At 57.0% G+C, this 16,610-nt stretch carries 17 protein-coding genes; 3 read left to right on the forward strand and 14 right to left on the reverse strand.

Annotated features, from left to right (window positions below):
- Nucleotides 1-230: 230 nt before the first annotated feature.
- From A1WC_RS13080 to A1WC_RS13065, 4 genes are all read right to left on the reverse strand, one after another.
- Nucleotides 231-674 (reverse strand): PTS sugar transporter subunit IIA, encoded by a 444-nt coding sequence (locus tag A1WC_RS13080; protein ID WP_008804904.1) that lies wholly within the window; start codon nt 672-674, stop codon nt 231-233.
- On the reverse strand, nt 664-2,109 hold the full coding sequence (locus A1WC_RS13075) for a sugar porter family MFS transporter (RefSeq protein ID WP_016161016.1): 1,446 nt from the start codon (nt 2,107-2,109) through the stop codon (nt 664-666). Before A1WC_RS13075 ends, A1WC_RS13080 begins: the two co-directional genes overlap by 11 nt.
- Nucleotides 2,110-2,840: 731 nt before the next feature.
- A complete protein-coding gene (locus tag A1WC_RS13070) occupies nt 2,841-4,169 on the reverse strand; it encodes a 6-phospho-alpha-glucosidase (RefSeq protein ID WP_008804902.1) in 1,329 nt (442 codons plus the stop codon).
- Nucleotides 4,170-4,180: 11 nt separating this feature from the next.
- A complete protein-coding gene (locus A1WC_RS13065; protein ID WP_016161017.1) occupies nt 4,181-5,719 on the reverse strand; it encodes a PTS transporter subunit EIIC in 1,539 nt (512 codons plus the stop codon).
- Nucleotides 5,720-5,974: 255 nt separating this feature from the next.
- Between A1WC_RS13065 and A1WC_RS13060 the strand changes: the two genes are divergently transcribed.
- Nucleotides 5,975-6,673, forward strand: a complete 699-nt coding sequence (locus tag A1WC_RS13060) for a GntR family transcriptional regulator (protein ID WP_012541735.1) — start codon at nt 5,975-5,977, stop codon at nt 6,671-6,673.
- A 5-nt stretch (nt 6,674-6,678) separates the two neighbouring features.
- On the opposite strand, the gene A1WC_RS13055 is transcribed toward A1WC_RS13060, so the two are convergent.
- Nucleotides 6,679-7,422, reverse strand: a complete 744-nt coding sequence (locus A1WC_RS13055; protein ID WP_012541734.1) for a sulfite exporter TauE/SafE family protein — start codon at nt 7,420-7,422, stop codon at nt 6,679-6,681.
- A gap of 111 nt (nt 7,423-7,533) precedes the next feature.
- On the opposite strand from A1WC_RS13055, the gene A1WC_RS13050 reads away from it, so the two are divergent.
- Together A1WC_RS13050 and A1WC_RS13045 are read left to right on the forward strand one after the other, a co-directional pair.
- Nucleotides 7,534-8,418: a LysR family transcriptional regulator gene (locus A1WC_RS13050; RefSeq protein ID WP_016161019.1), complete on the forward strand. Its 885-nt coding sequence runs from the start codon at nt 7,534-7,536 to the stop codon at nt 8,416-8,418.
- A gap of 112 nt (nt 8,419-8,530) precedes the next feature.
- The gene (locus tag A1WC_RS13045) at nt 8,531-9,406 is read left to right on the forward strand and encodes an NAD(P)-dependent oxidoreductase (RefSeq protein ID WP_016161020.1); all 876 of its coding nucleotides are present in this window, start codon (nt 8,531-8,533) and stop codon (nt 9,404-9,406) included.
- Nucleotides 9,407-9,458: 52 nt separating this feature from the next.
- On the opposite strand, the gene A1WC_RS13040 is transcribed toward A1WC_RS13045, so the two are convergent.
- From A1WC_RS13040 to A1WC_RS13000, 9 genes are all read right to left on the reverse strand, one after another.
- Nucleotides 9,459-10,928, reverse strand: coding sequence for an alpha/beta hydrolase (locus A1WC_RS13040; protein WP_012968232.1), 1,470 nt, complete (start codon nt 10,926-10,928; stop codon nt 9,459-9,461).
- 182 nt (nt 10,929-11,110) lie between these two features.
- Nucleotides 11,111-11,698 carry a histidine phosphatase family protein gene (locus A1WC_RS13035; protein ID WP_012968231.1) on the reverse strand — a complete coding sequence of 196 codons (588 nt, stop codon included), beginning with the start codon at nt 11,696-11,698 and terminating at the stop codon, nt 11,111-11,113.
- A 4-nt stretch (nt 11,699-11,702) separates the two neighbouring features.
- The gene (locus tag A1WC_RS13030) at nt 11,703-12,458 is read right to left on the reverse strand and encodes a CbtA family protein (RefSeq protein ID WP_016161021.1); all 756 of its coding nucleotides are present in this window, start codon (nt 12,456-12,458) and stop codon (nt 11,703-11,705) included.
- A gap of 10 nt (nt 12,459-12,468) precedes the next feature.
- Nucleotides 12,469-12,678 carry a CbtB domain-containing protein gene (locus tag A1WC_RS13025; protein ID WP_008804893.1) on the reverse strand — a complete coding sequence of 70 codons (210 nt, stop codon included), beginning with the start codon at nt 12,676-12,678 and terminating at the stop codon, nt 12,469-12,471.
- Entirely contained in the window at nt 12,675-13,142 is a 468-nt protein-coding gene (locus A1WC_RS13020; protein WP_016161022.1) for a nitrile hydratase accessory protein, read from the reverse strand. The genes A1WC_RS13025 and A1WC_RS13020 overlap by 4 nt, the downstream gene beginning before the upstream one ends.
- Nucleotides 13,139-13,792 carry a nitrile hydratase subunit beta gene (nthB, locus tag A1WC_RS13015; RefSeq protein WP_012541728.1) on the reverse strand — a complete coding sequence of 218 codons (654 nt, stop codon included), beginning with the start codon at nt 13,790-13,792 and terminating at the stop codon, nt 13,139-13,141. Before nthB ends, A1WC_RS13020 begins: the two co-directional genes overlap by 4 nt.
- A 15-nt stretch (nt 13,793-13,807) precedes the next feature.
- Entirely contained in the window at nt 13,808-14,416 is a 609-nt protein-coding gene (gene nthA / locus A1WC_RS13010) for a nitrile hydratase subunit alpha (protein ID WP_008804890.1), read from the reverse strand.
- A gap of 24 nt (nt 14,417-14,440) precedes the next feature.
- A complete protein-coding gene (locus A1WC_RS13005; RefSeq protein WP_016161023.1) occupies nt 14,441-15,955 on the reverse strand; it encodes an amidase in 1,515 nt (504 codons plus the stop codon).
- A 136-nt stretch (nt 15,956-16,091) separates the two neighbouring features.
- Complete coding sequence (locus A1WC_RS13000; protein ID WP_008804888.1) at nt 16,092-16,574, reverse strand: group I truncated hemoglobin; 483 nt, start codon at nt 16,572-16,574, stop codon at nt 16,092-16,094.
- Nucleotides 16,575-16,610 lie beyond the last annotated feature (36 nt).

A 16,610-nucleotide genomic window follows, 5' to 3' on the forward strand; every position in this document is an offset into this window, starting at 1 on the left:
GAATGGTGGGTAAAAAACGAAATCACTTGTTTTTATTGGTGTTTTTTAAAATTTATTGAGGCAGCGAAATATTCTCCATGGCCCATTTAACAATATGACGGTAATTTCCATTGTTATTATTTTATGTAGCTCTATCACCAGCTAAATTAAAACCTATTCACTATTCACCGCTGGCCGCTTGCGGGAGTGGTCTGAAACAGCCGGAGCCAAGGCTCCGGCTGGCGTCATACCTAATGAGGCAAGGCATTATGTTGCAGAATTTTCAGGAAGTCATTTTTGTCTGAAATTAATGACAGCGCGTTAGCGATCAGTTCATCGCTAAATATCGAGGCAATTTCTTTGAGCACATCAATATGCTCTTTTTCTTTCGCGATGACGCCGATGGCAATAAACATCACGTTGCTGCGATCCCAGATAACGCCATCAGGGAACTGAAAGATCTCAATGCCGGTTTTGAGAATGATATCCGTCGCGGATTTCGGCAAATGTGGCAAGGTGATGCCATTCCCCAAAAAAGTGGAAACCTGATGTTCACGCTCCAGCAGAAAGTGAACGCACTCCTGATTCACATATCCTTTGGCTTTACACTCCGCGCCAATCATAGCGATCACTTCCGCTTTATTACTGGCCTTGCAGCCGATATGCAGATTATCCAGCGTGATGTTATCGATCATAGCCAACCTCCCTGGTGAGACGCGTAGATTTTTTACCCTCATGATTCGCTGACAGCTCTTCTTCTAACTGCTCGAGCGATTTATTGGAGGTCTCCGGTAGGGCGAAGACCACGAACAGAATCGCTAAGTAGTTGATGGCTGCGAAGATGAAGAAGACCGGCCCAAGGCCCAGTTTCGCCTGCAGCAGCGGGAACAGGTAGCTGACCACCGCGTTCATGATCCACATGAAAAATACCGAGATCCCCATCGACAGCCCGCGGAATTTCAACGGGAACAGCTCAGCTAATACCACCCAGGTAATAAAGCCCATGGAACCCTGCATCACACCGACGAACAGCGCGCCCAGCAGCCAGATGGCGGTGGCTTTCAGATCGCCCACCAGGGTGTAATCGACAGCGGCGATAATCAGGTGCAGCGTGGCCATAATGGCAAAGCCGTAGATAATGATCGTCTTACGTTTGAAACGGTCGACAAGGAACAGCACGCCAAAGAGCATACCGCCGACGGAGAAGACACCGTTCAGCACGTTACAGATCAGCGAGGTACGTTCTGAGAAGCCGGCGGCACTCAGAATTTCCGTGCCGTAGTACATAATGACGTTAACCCCAGTAGTTTGCTGCAACGCGGCCCAGGTAATACCGACCAGCAAAATTTTGAGGATCCATGGCGTTTTGAGGATAGTCGTGAAGGTGCCCTGAGCGCTGTACTTATTGCCGGCTTCAATTTTGATCAGGGTGGAGATGTCGTCATACTCCTTCTGCGCGCGTTCCGCCGGGCGGATCTGTTTGAGAATATGCAGCGCTTCCTCGTGGCGATTTTTGCTGATCAGCCAGCGCGGGCTTTCCGGCGCGCGCCACATGCCAACAAACAGGCAGACAGCGGGAATGGCCTGTACCAGCAGCATATAGCGCCAGACGTCCGGCAGATGGCCCCAGATGATGCCAATGATCGCGTTGATGGCAAACGCCGCCAACTGGCCAATGACGATGGCGACTTCATTCAGGCCGGTCAGCTTACCGCGCATCTCGGTAGGCGCCACTTCCGAAATAAAAGTGGGGGCAGTGACCGACGCGCCGCCGACGGCGTAGCCCAGCAGGGCGCGGGCAATCAGCAGGGTGGTGATATCGGGGGCTGCGGCGGAAAGCAGGGCGCCGATAAGAAAAATAAAGGAGAGGAAGAGTAAATATTTTCGCCGGCCGAAGAAGTCGGCAAACTTGCCGCCAAACACGCTGCCCAGCGCGGCGCCGATCAGCAGGACGCTCATCACCAGCCCTTCGGTAGTCGGGGTCAGCGCCATATACTGCTTCAGTGAGGAAAAGGCGCCGTTGATAACGCCGGTGTCGTAACCGAAAAGCAGGCCGCCGAAGGTGGCCACTAAGGTGATCTGATGAAGTCGTTTTCTCTGTTGCTGGTTCAGGTTTGTTATAAATGACATGGTAGTCCCTTTATTTTATTGAACGACACAAGATAAAAATACATCTCCCCAGTCAGGATTTATTACGCCTGTGTTGTCGTATCTAACTGAACTAAATGATTTTTCTTCTTTGTGTAATTGCTCAGCACATGGCAGGGTACGCTCAGCAATGGCGGTCAAAGAGGTTTACGGCTTGGTGTTGACATGGATGTAGTCGATATCCGTTCTCCTTTTCGGGTTAGCGGTCTTCAGTGCGTCGGCAGCGCCGACGTCTGCCGGTGGACAGCGCCCTGGTGTGGCACGTTGCTGTCGTTGCGGCGATTTATCGTGATAAGAATATGGCACAAAGAAATGGAATGAGAATGCTACAAGATCACATTATGAAAATTTAATTTCAAATTGGTGTTGCAGAATGGTAAATGCATGAAGCCAATCACAAAGGATGGAGGGAGCATATCCCCATGAAAACCAGGTTAAATTTACAGGCCGGTAATAATGATGTTGTTTTCAGTAGGTTAATGTAAATCAAAGAATACAACGCAGATCACATTTTTACGCCATAATATCCTGGAATAGAATTTATATTTCATTACTTTGATCAGGGTAAAACGAGGATGGCGGCCTTCTGGCAACGGTCTGGAGGGGAAGAAAGCCCGTGGGGGAGGTTATAGGATGAATGTGTGGCCGGCGGGAACGCTGGGTAAAAATGCAGAGAAGGGGGATCCTCTGCATTTTACCCATCACGAAAAAGATCAGTGCAGTGCGGGCCAGTAGCCTTCGTTGGCGACGATCAGTTCATCGAGGATGGCTTTCGCCACCGCGGCGCTGGGCACCGTTTTCGATAGCGTAATGGCCTGCCACAGTTTCTGGTAACTACCCTCAACCCAGGCGTCAACCACCAGCTTTTCGACCGCCACCTGCTGCTCCATCAACCCTTTCTGGAACGACGGGATTTTCCCCATCGCCAGCGGCTCCGGGCCATTGACGCCCACCAGGCAGGGGACTTCCACCATCGCCGTCTCATCAAAGTTGGCGATCGCCCCGTTGTTCTCAACGATCAACAGCATCCGCTCCTGGGTGTTAAAAGCGATGGCGCAGGCGAGGTCGACGATAAAGGTGGCATGGGCCCCGGCATGAAAATGCGCGCCTTCCGCCGTGCCCCGACGGGTAATCTCCCGGGCCATATCGAAGACCTCTTTTTCACGTCCGGCCATCACCTCGTTCGCCCGCGTAAAGTCTGGATCGGCGTGCGCCACCTCATAGTCAGGATAGAGGTAGTATTTCAGATAGGTGTTAGGCAGTGTCGACGGATCGAGGGCAAACACATCCTTCACCTTTTTAAAGGTTTCGATCCAGCTTGGCGCTTTATGCTGAAAATCTTCTTTTGGACTGCTGTATCCCTGTTCCGCCACGTGACGCTTCAGCGCCGGCATCAGATCGTTACCGGCTTTATCGGTGATACGGGTCCACCAGCCGAAATGGTTCAGGCCATAGTAGCGGACGTTCAGCGCCTTGCGCGACGGCAGGCCGAGGATGTCGGCAAACAGCCCCTCGATAGCCACCGGCATATCGCAGATGTTGATGATGCGCGCGTCGGGTCGCAGGCGACGGGTGGCTTCCGCGACGATGGCCGCCGGATTGGAATAGTTGAGCATCCAGGCGTTCGGAGCGTATTGCTGCATATAATCGACCAGCTCCAGCACCCCGGCAATGGAGCGCATGCCGTAGGCAATCCCACCCGGACCGCAGGTCTCCTGTCCCGGCACGCCATATTTTAATGGGATCTTTTCATCCTTTTCCCGCATTTCATACAGACCGACGCGAATATGCGCCATCACAAAATCGACGTCAGTGAAGGCCGCCTGCGGATCGGTGGTATAGCTGAACTTCACCTGCGGGAAGCGTTCTGCCACCAAAATAGCGCAGGCGTCGCCGATCGTTTTCTGACGCTGGTGATGGTTGTCGTACAGACGGATCTCCCGCAGGGGAAAGCGCGACATATTTTCCAGCAACATCATCACAATCCCAGGGGTATAAGTACTGCCGCCGCCGGCAATCGTGACCACAAAGTTATCTTTCATTTACCACCTCGTTATTCAGTAACACCCAGACTGGCGTTGACCGCCGTTCGAATTTTGTTAACCCCCAGGCCATAGATCACCTGGACATGGTTGCCTTTAATCAGCACGCTGCTCCCGCCGCTCTCTTTCAACAGCGACTGCTGGATGAGGGCGGGGTCGCGCACATCGACCCGCAGACGGGTAAAACAGTTTTCCACTACGCAGACATTCTCTTTTCCGCCCAGTCCCGCAATCACCAGCGTACCTTTATCGGCAATCTCGCTTGCCTGGCCCGTCTGCTCGGAAGGCTCCGCATCGGCAGCCGCTTCACGGCCAGGGGTGAGCATCCGCAGACGGGTAATACAGAAGGTGCCGACCAGGTACATGGTGGCGGTCTCCAGCAGGCCGAGGGCGACAAATACCGGCCAGCGCGTCACGCTGGCGCCAGCAGGGAGGTTATAGACGACAAAATCGATAAGACCGTTGGTGGCGCAGACCCGCACGTGAAGCAGCCAGGCCAGCATCTGGAACAAACCGTCCAGCAGGGAGTAGATAAGCCACAGCAGCGGGGCGGTGAAGATAAAGAGAAACTCAAAAGGTTCGGTGATCCCCACCAGAACGGAGGTCACAATTAAGGGGATCAGCGTGACTTTAAGCCGCTGCTTATTCTCCGGTTTCGCCGTACGGTAGAAGGCGAGCGCCATGCCGGCGGTGCCGAAGATCTTCACCATCCCGTAGGTTAAAAACCGGGCGGAATCACTCAGCGCCCCGATGGGATGACGGGCGATTTCGGCAAGGAAAATAGGCTTGGCGCCAATAACCGTTTGACCATCAATCAGCAGCTGTCCGCCGATGGAGGTAAAGACAAACGGCGACCAGATCAGATGATGCAGCCCGGTGGGGATCAGGAACCGGTTGAGAAAACCGTACAGGAAGACCCCGATGGCGCCAAAGGATTTCATAAAGCCGGTCAGCGCCGAAATGCCCAGCTCAACCACCGGCCAGAGATAGACGGTGGCGATAGCAAACAGGCCAACCAGCGGTAGCATCACGATCAGCACCAGCTTACTGTTGCCGTAGATCGACAGCGCGCCGCGAAACTCAATGCCGACCACGCGGTTGTGGACAAAGGCGACGGCGCAGCCAAGGATAATCCCAAGGAACACGCCCATATCAATGACCTGAAAACCAAAGATAAAGGTTTGTCCACTGCCGTACAGTTGCGCGTTGGTGGCACCGGACGCCAGGCGATGGGTCAGGGTCAGCCAGCTATTGTTCGCCGCCAGATACACCAGCCAGGTCATCGCCGCCACGAAGGCCGCTTCGGCTTTGCGGGTTTTCGCCAGGCCGCTGGCCAGCCCAAGGCAGAACAGAAACCCGAGATGGTTCATCAGCGCCCAGAGCATGCTGGAGACGAATTTCCCCAACAGGTAGAGCGCGCTGCTTTCATCCACCCACAGCCGGTTGGTGGTCATGCTGAACAGGGCGATCAACAGGCCGATAGCCGGCAGATATAGCACCGGCCCGATCATTGCTTTGGAAAAGTCCTGAAGCTTTTTCACGCCAATCATGGTTGTCCTCTCGTCTTCGCAGACCTGATGAATAGGCTTTTCAGACTAGGAGCAGACCACCGGGATCCCGAGCAGGAAAAGGGCCATCTGTGATGAAAGTCATATATATTGTTGCTGGACAGATATATAAATATGGCGAGATTTATAGATGAGTTAGTGTTGAAATTTTCGCTGCAATGTAAAAATAATCTTTTATTTACATTAAATTATCCGATTATCTGTTTGACGAGCGCCACCTTAGCGAGACATCTAAAAGTGATTTATAAAAAGATTGCCACTGAACTGAAGGCCCGCATCAACAGCGACGACTATGCCGTGGGCGATATGCTGCCCAGCGAAAAAGCGCTCGCTGCGGAGCTGCAGGTCTCGGTGATGACGCTGCGCAAAGCGCTGGCGCTACTGGAGGAGGAAAAGCTGATCGCGCGGCGGCACGGCAGCGGAACCTGCATTGTGCGTAAAAGTAACTATCACGGCGGAGAACTGGAGGGCTTTAACTACCAGATGCAGGTGGTAGGCGTCACCAACTACCGTAACAAAGTCATTGAATTCACGCTGCTTGATGCTCCTCCGGCCATCGCCCAGCAGTTAAAGATCCAGCCGGGGGAAAAAGTTTACTACGTCAGGCGGCTGCGGCTGATTGATGAGGTCCCGATCCTCGTGGAAAACAGCTATATTCCATTCGCCACCTTTCCCTGGCTCAGCGTGGGTAACCTCGAGCAGTCTAAATTCAACTATTTCAAAAAAGAGTGTCATATCACCATCATCGAGAGCCACCGCAGCTATACGCCGGTGCTGGCGACCCGCGAGCAGGCCGAGCTGCTGCAGGTGGCGCCAAACAGCCTCCTGCTGCGGGTGCAGTCGGTGAGTTATGCGCAAAACCGGGCGATCGTCGATTTCTCAGAGATCTACCAGAACACCAGTAAGTACAACGTGAAGCACATTACCCGCCGCTAGCGGATTCAGGTCAGCCATCCCCTGGCGATCAGCTCCATTCCCAGCGCCAGCAGGAACAGCAGAAAGCCCTGACGAAAGCGTCGCGGGCTGAGACGCGAGCGGATCCACTGTCCCAGCCACATGCCGAGTAGCGCGGGCAACAGCGCCAGCCCCGACAGCAGCAGCGAATCAGCATGCCAGCCATCGTGCAGGGAGAGGCCGGCCGCCATCGCCAGGGTGGAGAGGGTAAACGACAACCCCAGAGCCTGCACCAGTTCGTCTCGACGAAAGCCCAGCGTCTGCAGCCAGGGAACGGCCGGAATAACAAATACCCCGGTCGCCCCGGTGATAACGCCGGTCAGACCGCCCATGAGCGGCGACAGCCACTTCTCCACGCGGGCGGAAACCTGCAACGCCGGGCCACAGAGCGCATACCCGGCATAGGCTATCAACACGGTGCCAAGCGCCAGCGCTGAGCACCGAGGATTGAGGCTGATCAGCAGTGACGACCCCGCCAGCGTTCCCATAATAATCCCGGTCATCATAAGCCAGAGGCGGCGCACAATCTGCGCCAGCGCGGGGCCAGCCAGCAACTGCCAGAGATTGGTTAACAGCGAGGGAAGTACCAGCAGCGCCGCTGCGGCCTGCGGCGGCATCAGCAGACCAAGCAGGCCCATCGCCACGGTGGGTAATCCCATGCCGGTCACCCCTTTGACCAGTCCGGCGGCGATAAAGATCAGCAGTAAATAAAAGATGTGGAGATCGAACATCATGGCTCACTTTTCAGGATAGAAAGGGACATTGAAACCACTGGTCGCTAAAGCCACAATGCGGTATGTTGCCCTAAGACTACGGGAAAACCGAAGGGTGGGGAGGGTGTGATGCGGATGGATCTGGCCGATCTGCGACTGTTTATCGCCATCGTGGATAGCGGCAGTATTACCGGTGGGGCCGCCATGGCCCATCTCGCCCTGGCCTCCGCCAGCGAAAGAGTGCGCAAGCTGGAGGCAGAGGTCGGTGTTCCCCTGTTGCAGCGTCATGCTCGCGGCGTGACGCTGACTGAGGCCGGGGAGGTACTGGCGCGCCATGCACGCCCGCTTCTTGCGCAGCAGCAGCGTCTGCGCCAGGCGATGAGCGCCTTCGCCCGCGGTCAGCAGGGGACGCTGCGGCTGTTCGCCAACACCTCGGCGATGTCGGCTTTTCTGCCGGGCAAGCTCGCCGCCTGGATGGCAGCGCATCCGGCGGTGCAAATCGACACCGAAGAGCGCACCAGCGCGGATATCGTCAGCAGCATTCTGGCGGGTGTGGCGCAGGCTGGAGTGGTGTCCGATGCGGTCGACCCAGGGCCGCTGCATCTGGATCCTGTCGCCGATGATCCCCTGGTGCTGATTGTGCCGCCGACTCACCCTCTGGCCGGCGCGAATGAAGTGGCGTTTGCGGCGGTCATCAACGAGCCGCTGGTCGCCCTCTACCAGACCAGCGCACTGCAGCAGCATATTGAACAACATGCCGCCGGGCTCGGCCAGGGGCTAAACGTCCGGGTCCGGATGAGCCATTTTGAAGGGCTTTGCGAGATGGTGGCTCACGGCGCCGGCGGGGCGATCCTGCCCCGCGTCATTGCCGAACGCTACCAGCAGCGCTACCGGTTTGCCGTCATCGCGCTGCAGGATCGCTGGGCACAGCGCCGCCTGTGTCTGTGTTATCAGGATGATGCCCGGCTGATGCCAGCGATGCGCCGTTTGCTGGCGTGGCTCCGACAGCCGTGAGACCATGAGTGACAGCGTCACTTTTTATGGCGGTTATTGCTACTGACATCCGTGTCAGAGATGCGATAGTAGACGTCCGACATTTATTAACACGCGAATCAGGACAGACAAGATGAGTACATTACCAAAGGTCGCGGTGCTGGGACTCGGCGCCATGGGACATGCTTTTGCCAGCAATCTGCTGAAGAAAGGCTTTACCGTCGCTGGCTGGAACCGTTCGCCAGCACGCGGCGAAGATTTACAGGCGCAGGGATTATCCCTGCATACCACGCCGCAGCAGGCGGTCGCTGATGCCGAGGTGATCATCAGTATGCTCGCCGACGGTCAGGCTACCCTCGAGGTACTGGCGCAAATAGCGCCTGCCTGTCAGCCGCAGGCGATCTATTGCCAGATGGGCACCATCGGCCTGCCGGAGACGCAGGAGGCTATCGCCTTGCTGCGGGCGCTTCAGCCGGCGATGACCTTCGTCGATGCCCCGGTTTCAGGGACCAAAGCCCCGGCGGAGAAGGCGCAGATCCTGGTGCTCGCCAGCGGAGATCGTGAAAAGTGTGCCGCTGCCGAACAGGTGTTTGCGGCTATCTCCCGCGGGACGCAGTGGTTTGGCGAGGCCGGCAACAGCCAGAAAATGAAGCTGGTCCTCAATGCCTGGCTGATTTCGATGATGCAGGGCATCGCGGAAAGCGCCCGGCTGGCGAAGACGCTGGGCTTTACCCCCGACCAGCTCTGGAGCGCTCTGGAAGGCGGCCCGCTGGCCGCACCGTATGTCAAAGTCAAACTGGACGCCATCGCCAGCGAGCAATTCGCGCCGCAGATGCAACTGGCGCATGCGCTGAAAGATGCCCGGCTGGCGCTATCCCTGGCCGAGCCGCACACCATGCCGGGGCTGGATAACATTGCCGAACTGTGGCAGCAGGCGGCGGACGCGGGATATGCCGGAGAGGATTTGTCAGCGGTATATCAGTGGCTGTCGACGTCGGCGAAAGCGTAGTACCGCATCCTCAGGAAAAAGTGGCCGTGGTGGCCACTTATCCAGAGAAGAGTTATTTCCCGGAGAGAGCCGGGCGAGTGTCGATCCCTTCGTCAATGCGCTTGATCATATAGGGAAAGAACGGATTGGAAGACTGACGCATCAGCGAGTCCAGACCCACAACCAGCACCGAACGCTCGCCGCGAGCAGCAAACGTGCCGAGGCTGATCCCATATTGATTCAGCGGATGGGGATAGCGCCCGTACAGCGAATCGCTTAACGGGAAGGGGAGCGCGACATGAGAAAGGGAGTATACGTCCGGCAGGTAGCGCATTCCCTGCAGCTTTTCCACTGTGGTGTCTGTTTTCCCGGCAGGTGTTGTGCGGATTTCCATATCGGTACTGGCTGAATTCGCGTTAGTGATGATCGTGGTCTGATAAGCGCGTGGCGGCGCGGGCAGCAACCGCGCCAGCGCGGTGTAAGACGTCCGGCGTAATAATGAATTAAACCTGACGGCATGATTCAAATCGAAGAGGACAATTTCACTGCCATTTTCCGGCAAACGGTTATACAGCGCCGTCACGATCGCCCGCGTACTGACCGTTGAATCCACAACGGACTGAAAGGTCAATACCGGCGGTAAGCTGTTAAGTCTGTGATTTCTCGAGTCAGTCACTATCTGCTTTTGCAGCGCTTTGGTCAGCAGGAAGGACTGCCGGGCGGCGTTCGTCGGGAACGAGTTATATTTGAACGGATTAAACTCGGGCATGATGTTTAACCATGCGGCTTTCGAGAAGGCGGGAAGAAACGCGGGCCAGCCAGCGAGGCCGGAAAAACGCGCGAAGCTGGTAATACCGATCATCGGAGAAATCAGGATCACCCGCTGGGGTTTTGCCAGTTCGGCATTATCCAGCGCGTCCAGCGAATATTTCATTGCCAGCGCGCCGCCGTTGGAAAATCCGACGATATGCAGGGGCACATCATTACCCGTCAGTCGTTTCGCTTCTCTCACCGCAAGGCGCGTGGCGGCAAGCCAGTCCTGCCAGTCCACATCGGTCAGCCCGGCGGGAACCGTCCCATGGCCCGGTAATCTGATACCGATGGCGACATAACCCTGTTGCCGGTAATTTTCTGCAATATGCCGCAGGCTGTAGGGGGTATCTGTCAGACCATGTAGCAACACCACGGCGCCTTTCGGTTTGCCATCCGGCATCATGATATATGACCGATTCCAGTTGGTTGGAAACGAGTCCGGATAGATGGGGCTGTGACTATAGTAACGATTCAGTTCGGTTTGCTGCTCAGCGTCCAGCTTATCGGTAACCTGGCGTTTTACCTCACTGAAGAGCGCATTCTCTTTGTTGATGTAATCGTTCCAGTCAGCATTGTCGATTTCATCCGCGTCCATCTCATGCGGAACCCAGGTATGCCAGAGCTGCAGCTCGGGTCCGCGCTGAATGTCATAAAGGCGTAGTCCCAGAGCGCCAACGATCAACAGCAGCAGGGACAACACGATACGTTTTAACCAGGTTACCCATTTCAACGCGTAGCTTCCTTTCTTAATGACATGTTTTCTGAGTATAAATAAACATGGTCAGGGAGATTTACTTTTTTACGCAGGACGGGGCGTGAAGCGCGCTGAGCGGTTCTATGGCATTGGGTTTAGCGATGCAAGACCAGTGGAGGGATCCATCAATGGCCAAAGGCGCTTACTGGCTGACGGCTTCAGCGGGACAGCGTCGAACATTCGCCCTTTATGTCATCTCTTAATAAACAAAAATTCCAGCGCCGTCCGTCACTGCGCAACTCGGTGATGCTGAGCGGGTGAACGTCGATACGTGCAAATGAGTGAAGTGGGGCGCCGAGAACGTTGAGGAGCATGGCACGGATAGTGGAGGCCGACGCAATTACACCGTGTCGGCCTGGAATATCGACGTGTTTTGCCAGCCAACGGCCACAGCGCGCCAGCAACTGAGCACGTGACTCTCCGCCCGGCGGCGGATCGCCCTCCAGCCAGGCCAGGAAAGCGTCGGCGTCTTGCGTCATCACCTCACGTACTGGCCGACCGGCCCAGATGCCGTAGTCGGGTTCCGCCAGCTCCATCACCGGGGTACCCTGTAAAGAGAGCGCTGCGGCAGTTTGTCGGGCGGCGGTCTCCGGGGAGATCCAGACGCGGTGACAACGGGCGACACGGCTTTGTAACTGACGCGCCCGCTGCCATTCCCGCGCCTCCAGAGGGTCATCACAGGGGAAATGTGAACCTCGGGACGCTGCCGTTTCTCCCTGACAAATCAACGTTAGCGACGCTCTCATGATGTTAACCGCGGCGGAAGGCTGGGCGCTGCACACCTGTCGCCGGCGTGCGTTCGGCTAAGGCACCGAACGCCACACCGATGACGCTCCAGAGCACCAGGTGCGTGCCGAAGGAGCTGATACGGAAACGCCATAGCAGGTCCGCCGGGAAGTGTTCGGGCACTTCGTTCACTGTCGGCATCAGGGCACAAACCACGAGCATCAGCGCCACCGCGAACAGCGTTGCCCACATCATCGCATTTCCTCTACCGAGGCGCGGTATTAGCTGATGTGATAACCACGCGGCCGCGATGACGATGCCGATGGAAAGCAACATCATGACGAAGTACAGTTCGGTACGATAGCCGATGGTCTCCGGGTTACCGACCGCGGGCGGATTGGGTGGGTATTTCAGACCAGGCATCAGGCTCATGACCAGAAAGCCGACCAGCGCCAGGCCTAACGCTAACAGACGCGGGTTCGATGGTCCGAAGCGCTGATAGCTAAAGGCCCAACTCAGCGCCAGACCGCCGCCCAGCGCTGCGCCGAACAGCACCATGCCGGCCATTAGCCCGATCCCGGACTGGGTTTGACGGCTAAACACCTCTTCTTCACCGCCGTCAGCCGACGCGCTGTGTTGGTGTGAATGAGCGGCCAGACTTTCTTCAATCCCGATAGCGCGATCGACCTGCGGCTCGCCGAAATGGTGTGCAAAGGCAAATGCCACCAGTCCAGCCAGAATGCCTGCTATCATCCCCTTGAATAATAGTTTCCCAATCATGTCCGCCTCCTCAGTGGCAGGGAAAACCCAGTAGATGGCGTGCGTCGTGGAAGAATTCATGCACCTGGGTGCCGGAAAACATCGACGTCGCACCTTGTTCCGCACCGACGAAATAGATCGCTAACAGTGCCAGCAGGGTGGTAAACAGTGCCCAGGGCAACAGCGCCGCGACCGGTATCGGAGTGGCCGGGGTGTTGGTGGTAAGGGTGATATCGCTCATGATGTGACTCCGTTGTTAATTTGGCTGATGGAAGATTGTGCCGGGCTCACCGTGACCGGAACGCCGAGTGGAAGCGAGTGGTGGTTATGCGCCGGCGGACAGCTGGCATTGGCCAGGACGATCGGCTGACCATGCGGCGTGTTGATATACGCCAGTCGCCATTCCTGGGCCCGTCGGGCAATGTCATCCGGTGCTGTCAGGTGGAGGGCGGTGATCATGTTCTCCATTGCTGTCGCCCACTGGCGATAGTAGGCATCGTTCACACTTTCGCCGGGTTGCGCCGGAGCCGCCTTGATCGCTTCGCTGAACGTCCGTACCCATTCTGCCCACGGGAACAGCCCCGCCCGGTGCAGATGGACGATCAGGGAGAAGGCTTTCGCCTGCCAGGGCTTATCAAAAACCGGCCCCTCCTCGTCGCGGGGTAACCCGACGGCGGCGTAATCATGCTGTGTCGCAATGCTCATGCTTCCTCCAGATAGTCGTCCCACAGATCGATGTACACGTTGTCCGGGCGCGGCGTGCCCCACAGTTCCAGCGCGGTGAAGCTGACGCTGTAGACGTGCTGAGGATGTTCGCCCAGACCGTGCGCCGCGGTGTCCGGCGTGATGAACACGCCATGATCGGTCTCAATACGGCCGATTTTCCCGCGCACGTAACGCGGCAGGCGGGTGTGGGTGGTTGGGTTGATGTTTTTTGCCCGAACCCGGTCTCCGGCCTTAAAGCGGGGAGCAATATCGTGACTGACGCGCGCGGAGGCGCCGGTACTGACAACCATCGCCACGATGTCCTGCGTCAGCACCGGCGTGCCCGGAGCGCAGGGGGCAGGGGTCGAGCCACCCCAGAGTTCATCGGCGGTGATCACCCCTTTTTCCAGCAGCAGCGTTTCAAATGCGTGCAACCAGTGCTCGTAGTAGCTCGCCTCCAGGTAGTGGGCTGGATCCATGCGTTCAATGGCGTGGCGGAATTCATCCACATTGAAATGTCCGCCGACGAACAGCGAGGCGAACAGCGGAAATACCCGGCGCTCCCATTCATGATGGAAATACGGCTCATTTTCCTCGTTGAGGATCGGCCCGAGGCCGTGCATACCGCCCAGATCATGTATCCCGTTCATGGTTTTCTCCTCTTATTATGGCGCGGCGACCAGGCCGGTGCCGATCATGGAATCGCGGGTGACCAGTTCGATCAGCTGCGCTTCGCTCCAGCCGTCGGTACCCGCCGGACGTTCTGGCAGGACCAGATAGCGCAGTTCCGCGCTGCTGTCCCAGACGCGCACCTCTTTACTTTCTGGAATGTTTACCCCGAATTCGGCCAGAACGCCGCGCGGGTCGATAACGATACGCGAACGATAGGGGGCCGATTTGTACCACACCGGTGGCAGACCCAGCACCGGCCAGGGGTAGCAGGAACATAATGTACAGACGGTCACGTTGTGCACGTCCGGCGTGTTCTCCACTACCTGCATGTCTTCACCCTGCACGCCGGAGAAACCCAGCTCGGCGATGGCGGCTGTGGCGTCCGCCAGCAGCCGACGTTTATACTCCGGATCACTCCACGCTTTAGCGACCACCTGCGCGCCGTTACGGGGGCCGACCTTGTGCTCATAAGTGTCAATCAGTTCATCCAGTGCCGCCGGGTCAATCAGTCCTTTCTCCTGTAGCAGGGATTCCAGCGCCCGGACGCGTAGCTCGATGTCCGCCGGCGGTTCAGTATGGTCGTGGTCGTGTTGATGGCTCATTTTATGGTTCCCGATGGTTAAGGGTTAAAACATCCGCCAGTCGCCGGAAGCTTCAAATGCGGCGGCGGCCTGATAAAGGGTGCTTTCGGCGAAGTGGCGTCCTACCAACATCATTCCTACCGGTAAGCCGTCGACCAGCCCACAAGGGAGAGTCATTGCCGGATGGCCGGTAATATCCTGCGGCGCGGTATTGCCGATCATTTCAAATGCGCGGGAGATGTATTCGGTAATGGAGCAGTCAGGTTCCGGTAATGGCTGAGCGACAAGCGGTACAGTGGGCATCACCAGCAGGTCGAAGTCCGCCAGCGCCCGGTCATAGCCCGCACGCGCGCGACGCGCGATATTCTGCGCCTTGGCATAGTAGCGGCCATGGTAGCGTTCCAGCCCGTACTGGCCGACGAACATGCATATCTTCAGCGATGGGGAAAGCGCATCGGCGTTGTCACGCCACTGGGCGTGCTTGTCCAGCAGCGCTACGTCATATTGTCCTTTCCAGTTAAAGCCCATGCCGTTGCCATGCATCATCTGCGCGGTCAGCCCCTCGCAGCCGATAGGGGACCAGAGCGCCCCCGCCAGGCTATGCTCCGGTACCGAAATCTCGCCGACCGTCGCGCCCAATTCCTGCAGACGGGCGACGGCAGCGCGAACTTTCTCCGCGACTCGCGCATCCAGGTTCGGCAACTGAAAACCTTCGGCCATAATGCCGATCTTTAAGCCACGGACTCCCTTACCGAGCGCCTCGGTATAGGCTTCCACTTTGGGAGCATACTGACGTGGGTCCAATCCGTCCGCGCCGGCAATGACCTCAAGGACTAAGGCATTGTCTTTTACGCTGCGGGTCATCGGCCCGGTATGGTCGAAAGTGGCTTCGATCGGCATGATGCCGGTATAAGGCACCAGACCGTGGGTCGGTTTCAGGCCATAGAGGCCACACCATGCGGCGGGAATACGCGCAGAGCCCCCTTGATCGCCACCCATGGCCAAATCGACTTCCCCGGAAGCGACCAAAGCGGCGCTGCCAGAAGATGAGCCACCGGCCGAGTAGCCGTGGCGCAACGGGTTATGCACGGGCGCCGGATCGGAGGTATGGCTGCCTCCCGACAAGCAGAAGTGCTCGCAGGTGGCTTTGCCGAGAATAGTCGCGCCGGCATCCAGCAGTCGGGTGGCAACGGTGGCGTCGTAGAGGGGGACGAAGCCTTCCAGCGTCGAGGCGCCGTTCATCATTGGTACGCCAGCCAGCGCGATGTTGTCCTTGAGCACCACGGTGCGGCCGGCCAGTTTACCGGTTGCTGCACCTGTCACCTCGGTCTTGTAATACCAGGCATTAAGCGGGTTTTCGTCGCCTTCAGGACGATAGCCGGCGGCGCGTGGGTAGTGCACCGCGGGGATCTCGTCGGGCAGGGCGTCGATGAGATCATAGGCGTCGAAATTGGCCTGCATCAGCGCCAGATATTCTTCGGCTTGCGCAGGCGTCAATCGTATGTTTAGCCGACTGGCGAGCGCTTGCAGTTGTTCAATGGTAGGACGTTCAATAGCCATGGAGTTCCCTTTGTATGGTGTTTGCCAATGCAACCTGCCTTCAACATAAGCCCGAAATGTCATCACTACATGGTTGTGCAGGTCAGTCATTTGGCTGAGACGGACACCCGCCTGTTGCGCGGATGTCCGTCCTCGGTTAAGACGGTTTATCTGTTTTCGGCCAGTGAATGCCGACGCTTTTCATCCCTTTGGTGACGTCCATGTCAGGATGCGCGAGTACCACATCCCGGTATGAAGGGCTGCCGATGACGGCGGGTTTGAACTGGGTCAGGAATGCGGTAACCTCTTCACGGATATCCTGCGGAACGTTGAAGTTCTCGTAGCATTCATCAATTGCCTCGAATACGGCTTTCCAGTGCACTTCGGTCAGACCCATTCCGCGGTGCGCGGTTACCATATCTCGTCCCCGGTAGACCGTGTTGCCGCCCCAGTGCTTGCACAGAAAATCGACAAAGTTGATATGCTCTTTCTGGAACGACGATTCGGATACGTGCGCCCAGATATGGCCGATATCGGGATGCTTCATACAGGTCTTCAACACTTCTCCTGCGAAAGCGTAAACGGCGTCATAACCACCGAGACGTTCATAAAGTGTGGGTTTTTGCTGCTGATCGGTCATGATGGATTTCTCCGTTGCGGGTGAGTAGTGAGTCTG

The organism is Klebsiella sp. KTE92 (assembly GCF_000398905.1).
Lineage (GTDB): Bacteria > Pseudomonadota > Gammaproteobacteria > Enterobacterales > Enterobacteriaceae > Klebsiella > Klebsiella variicola.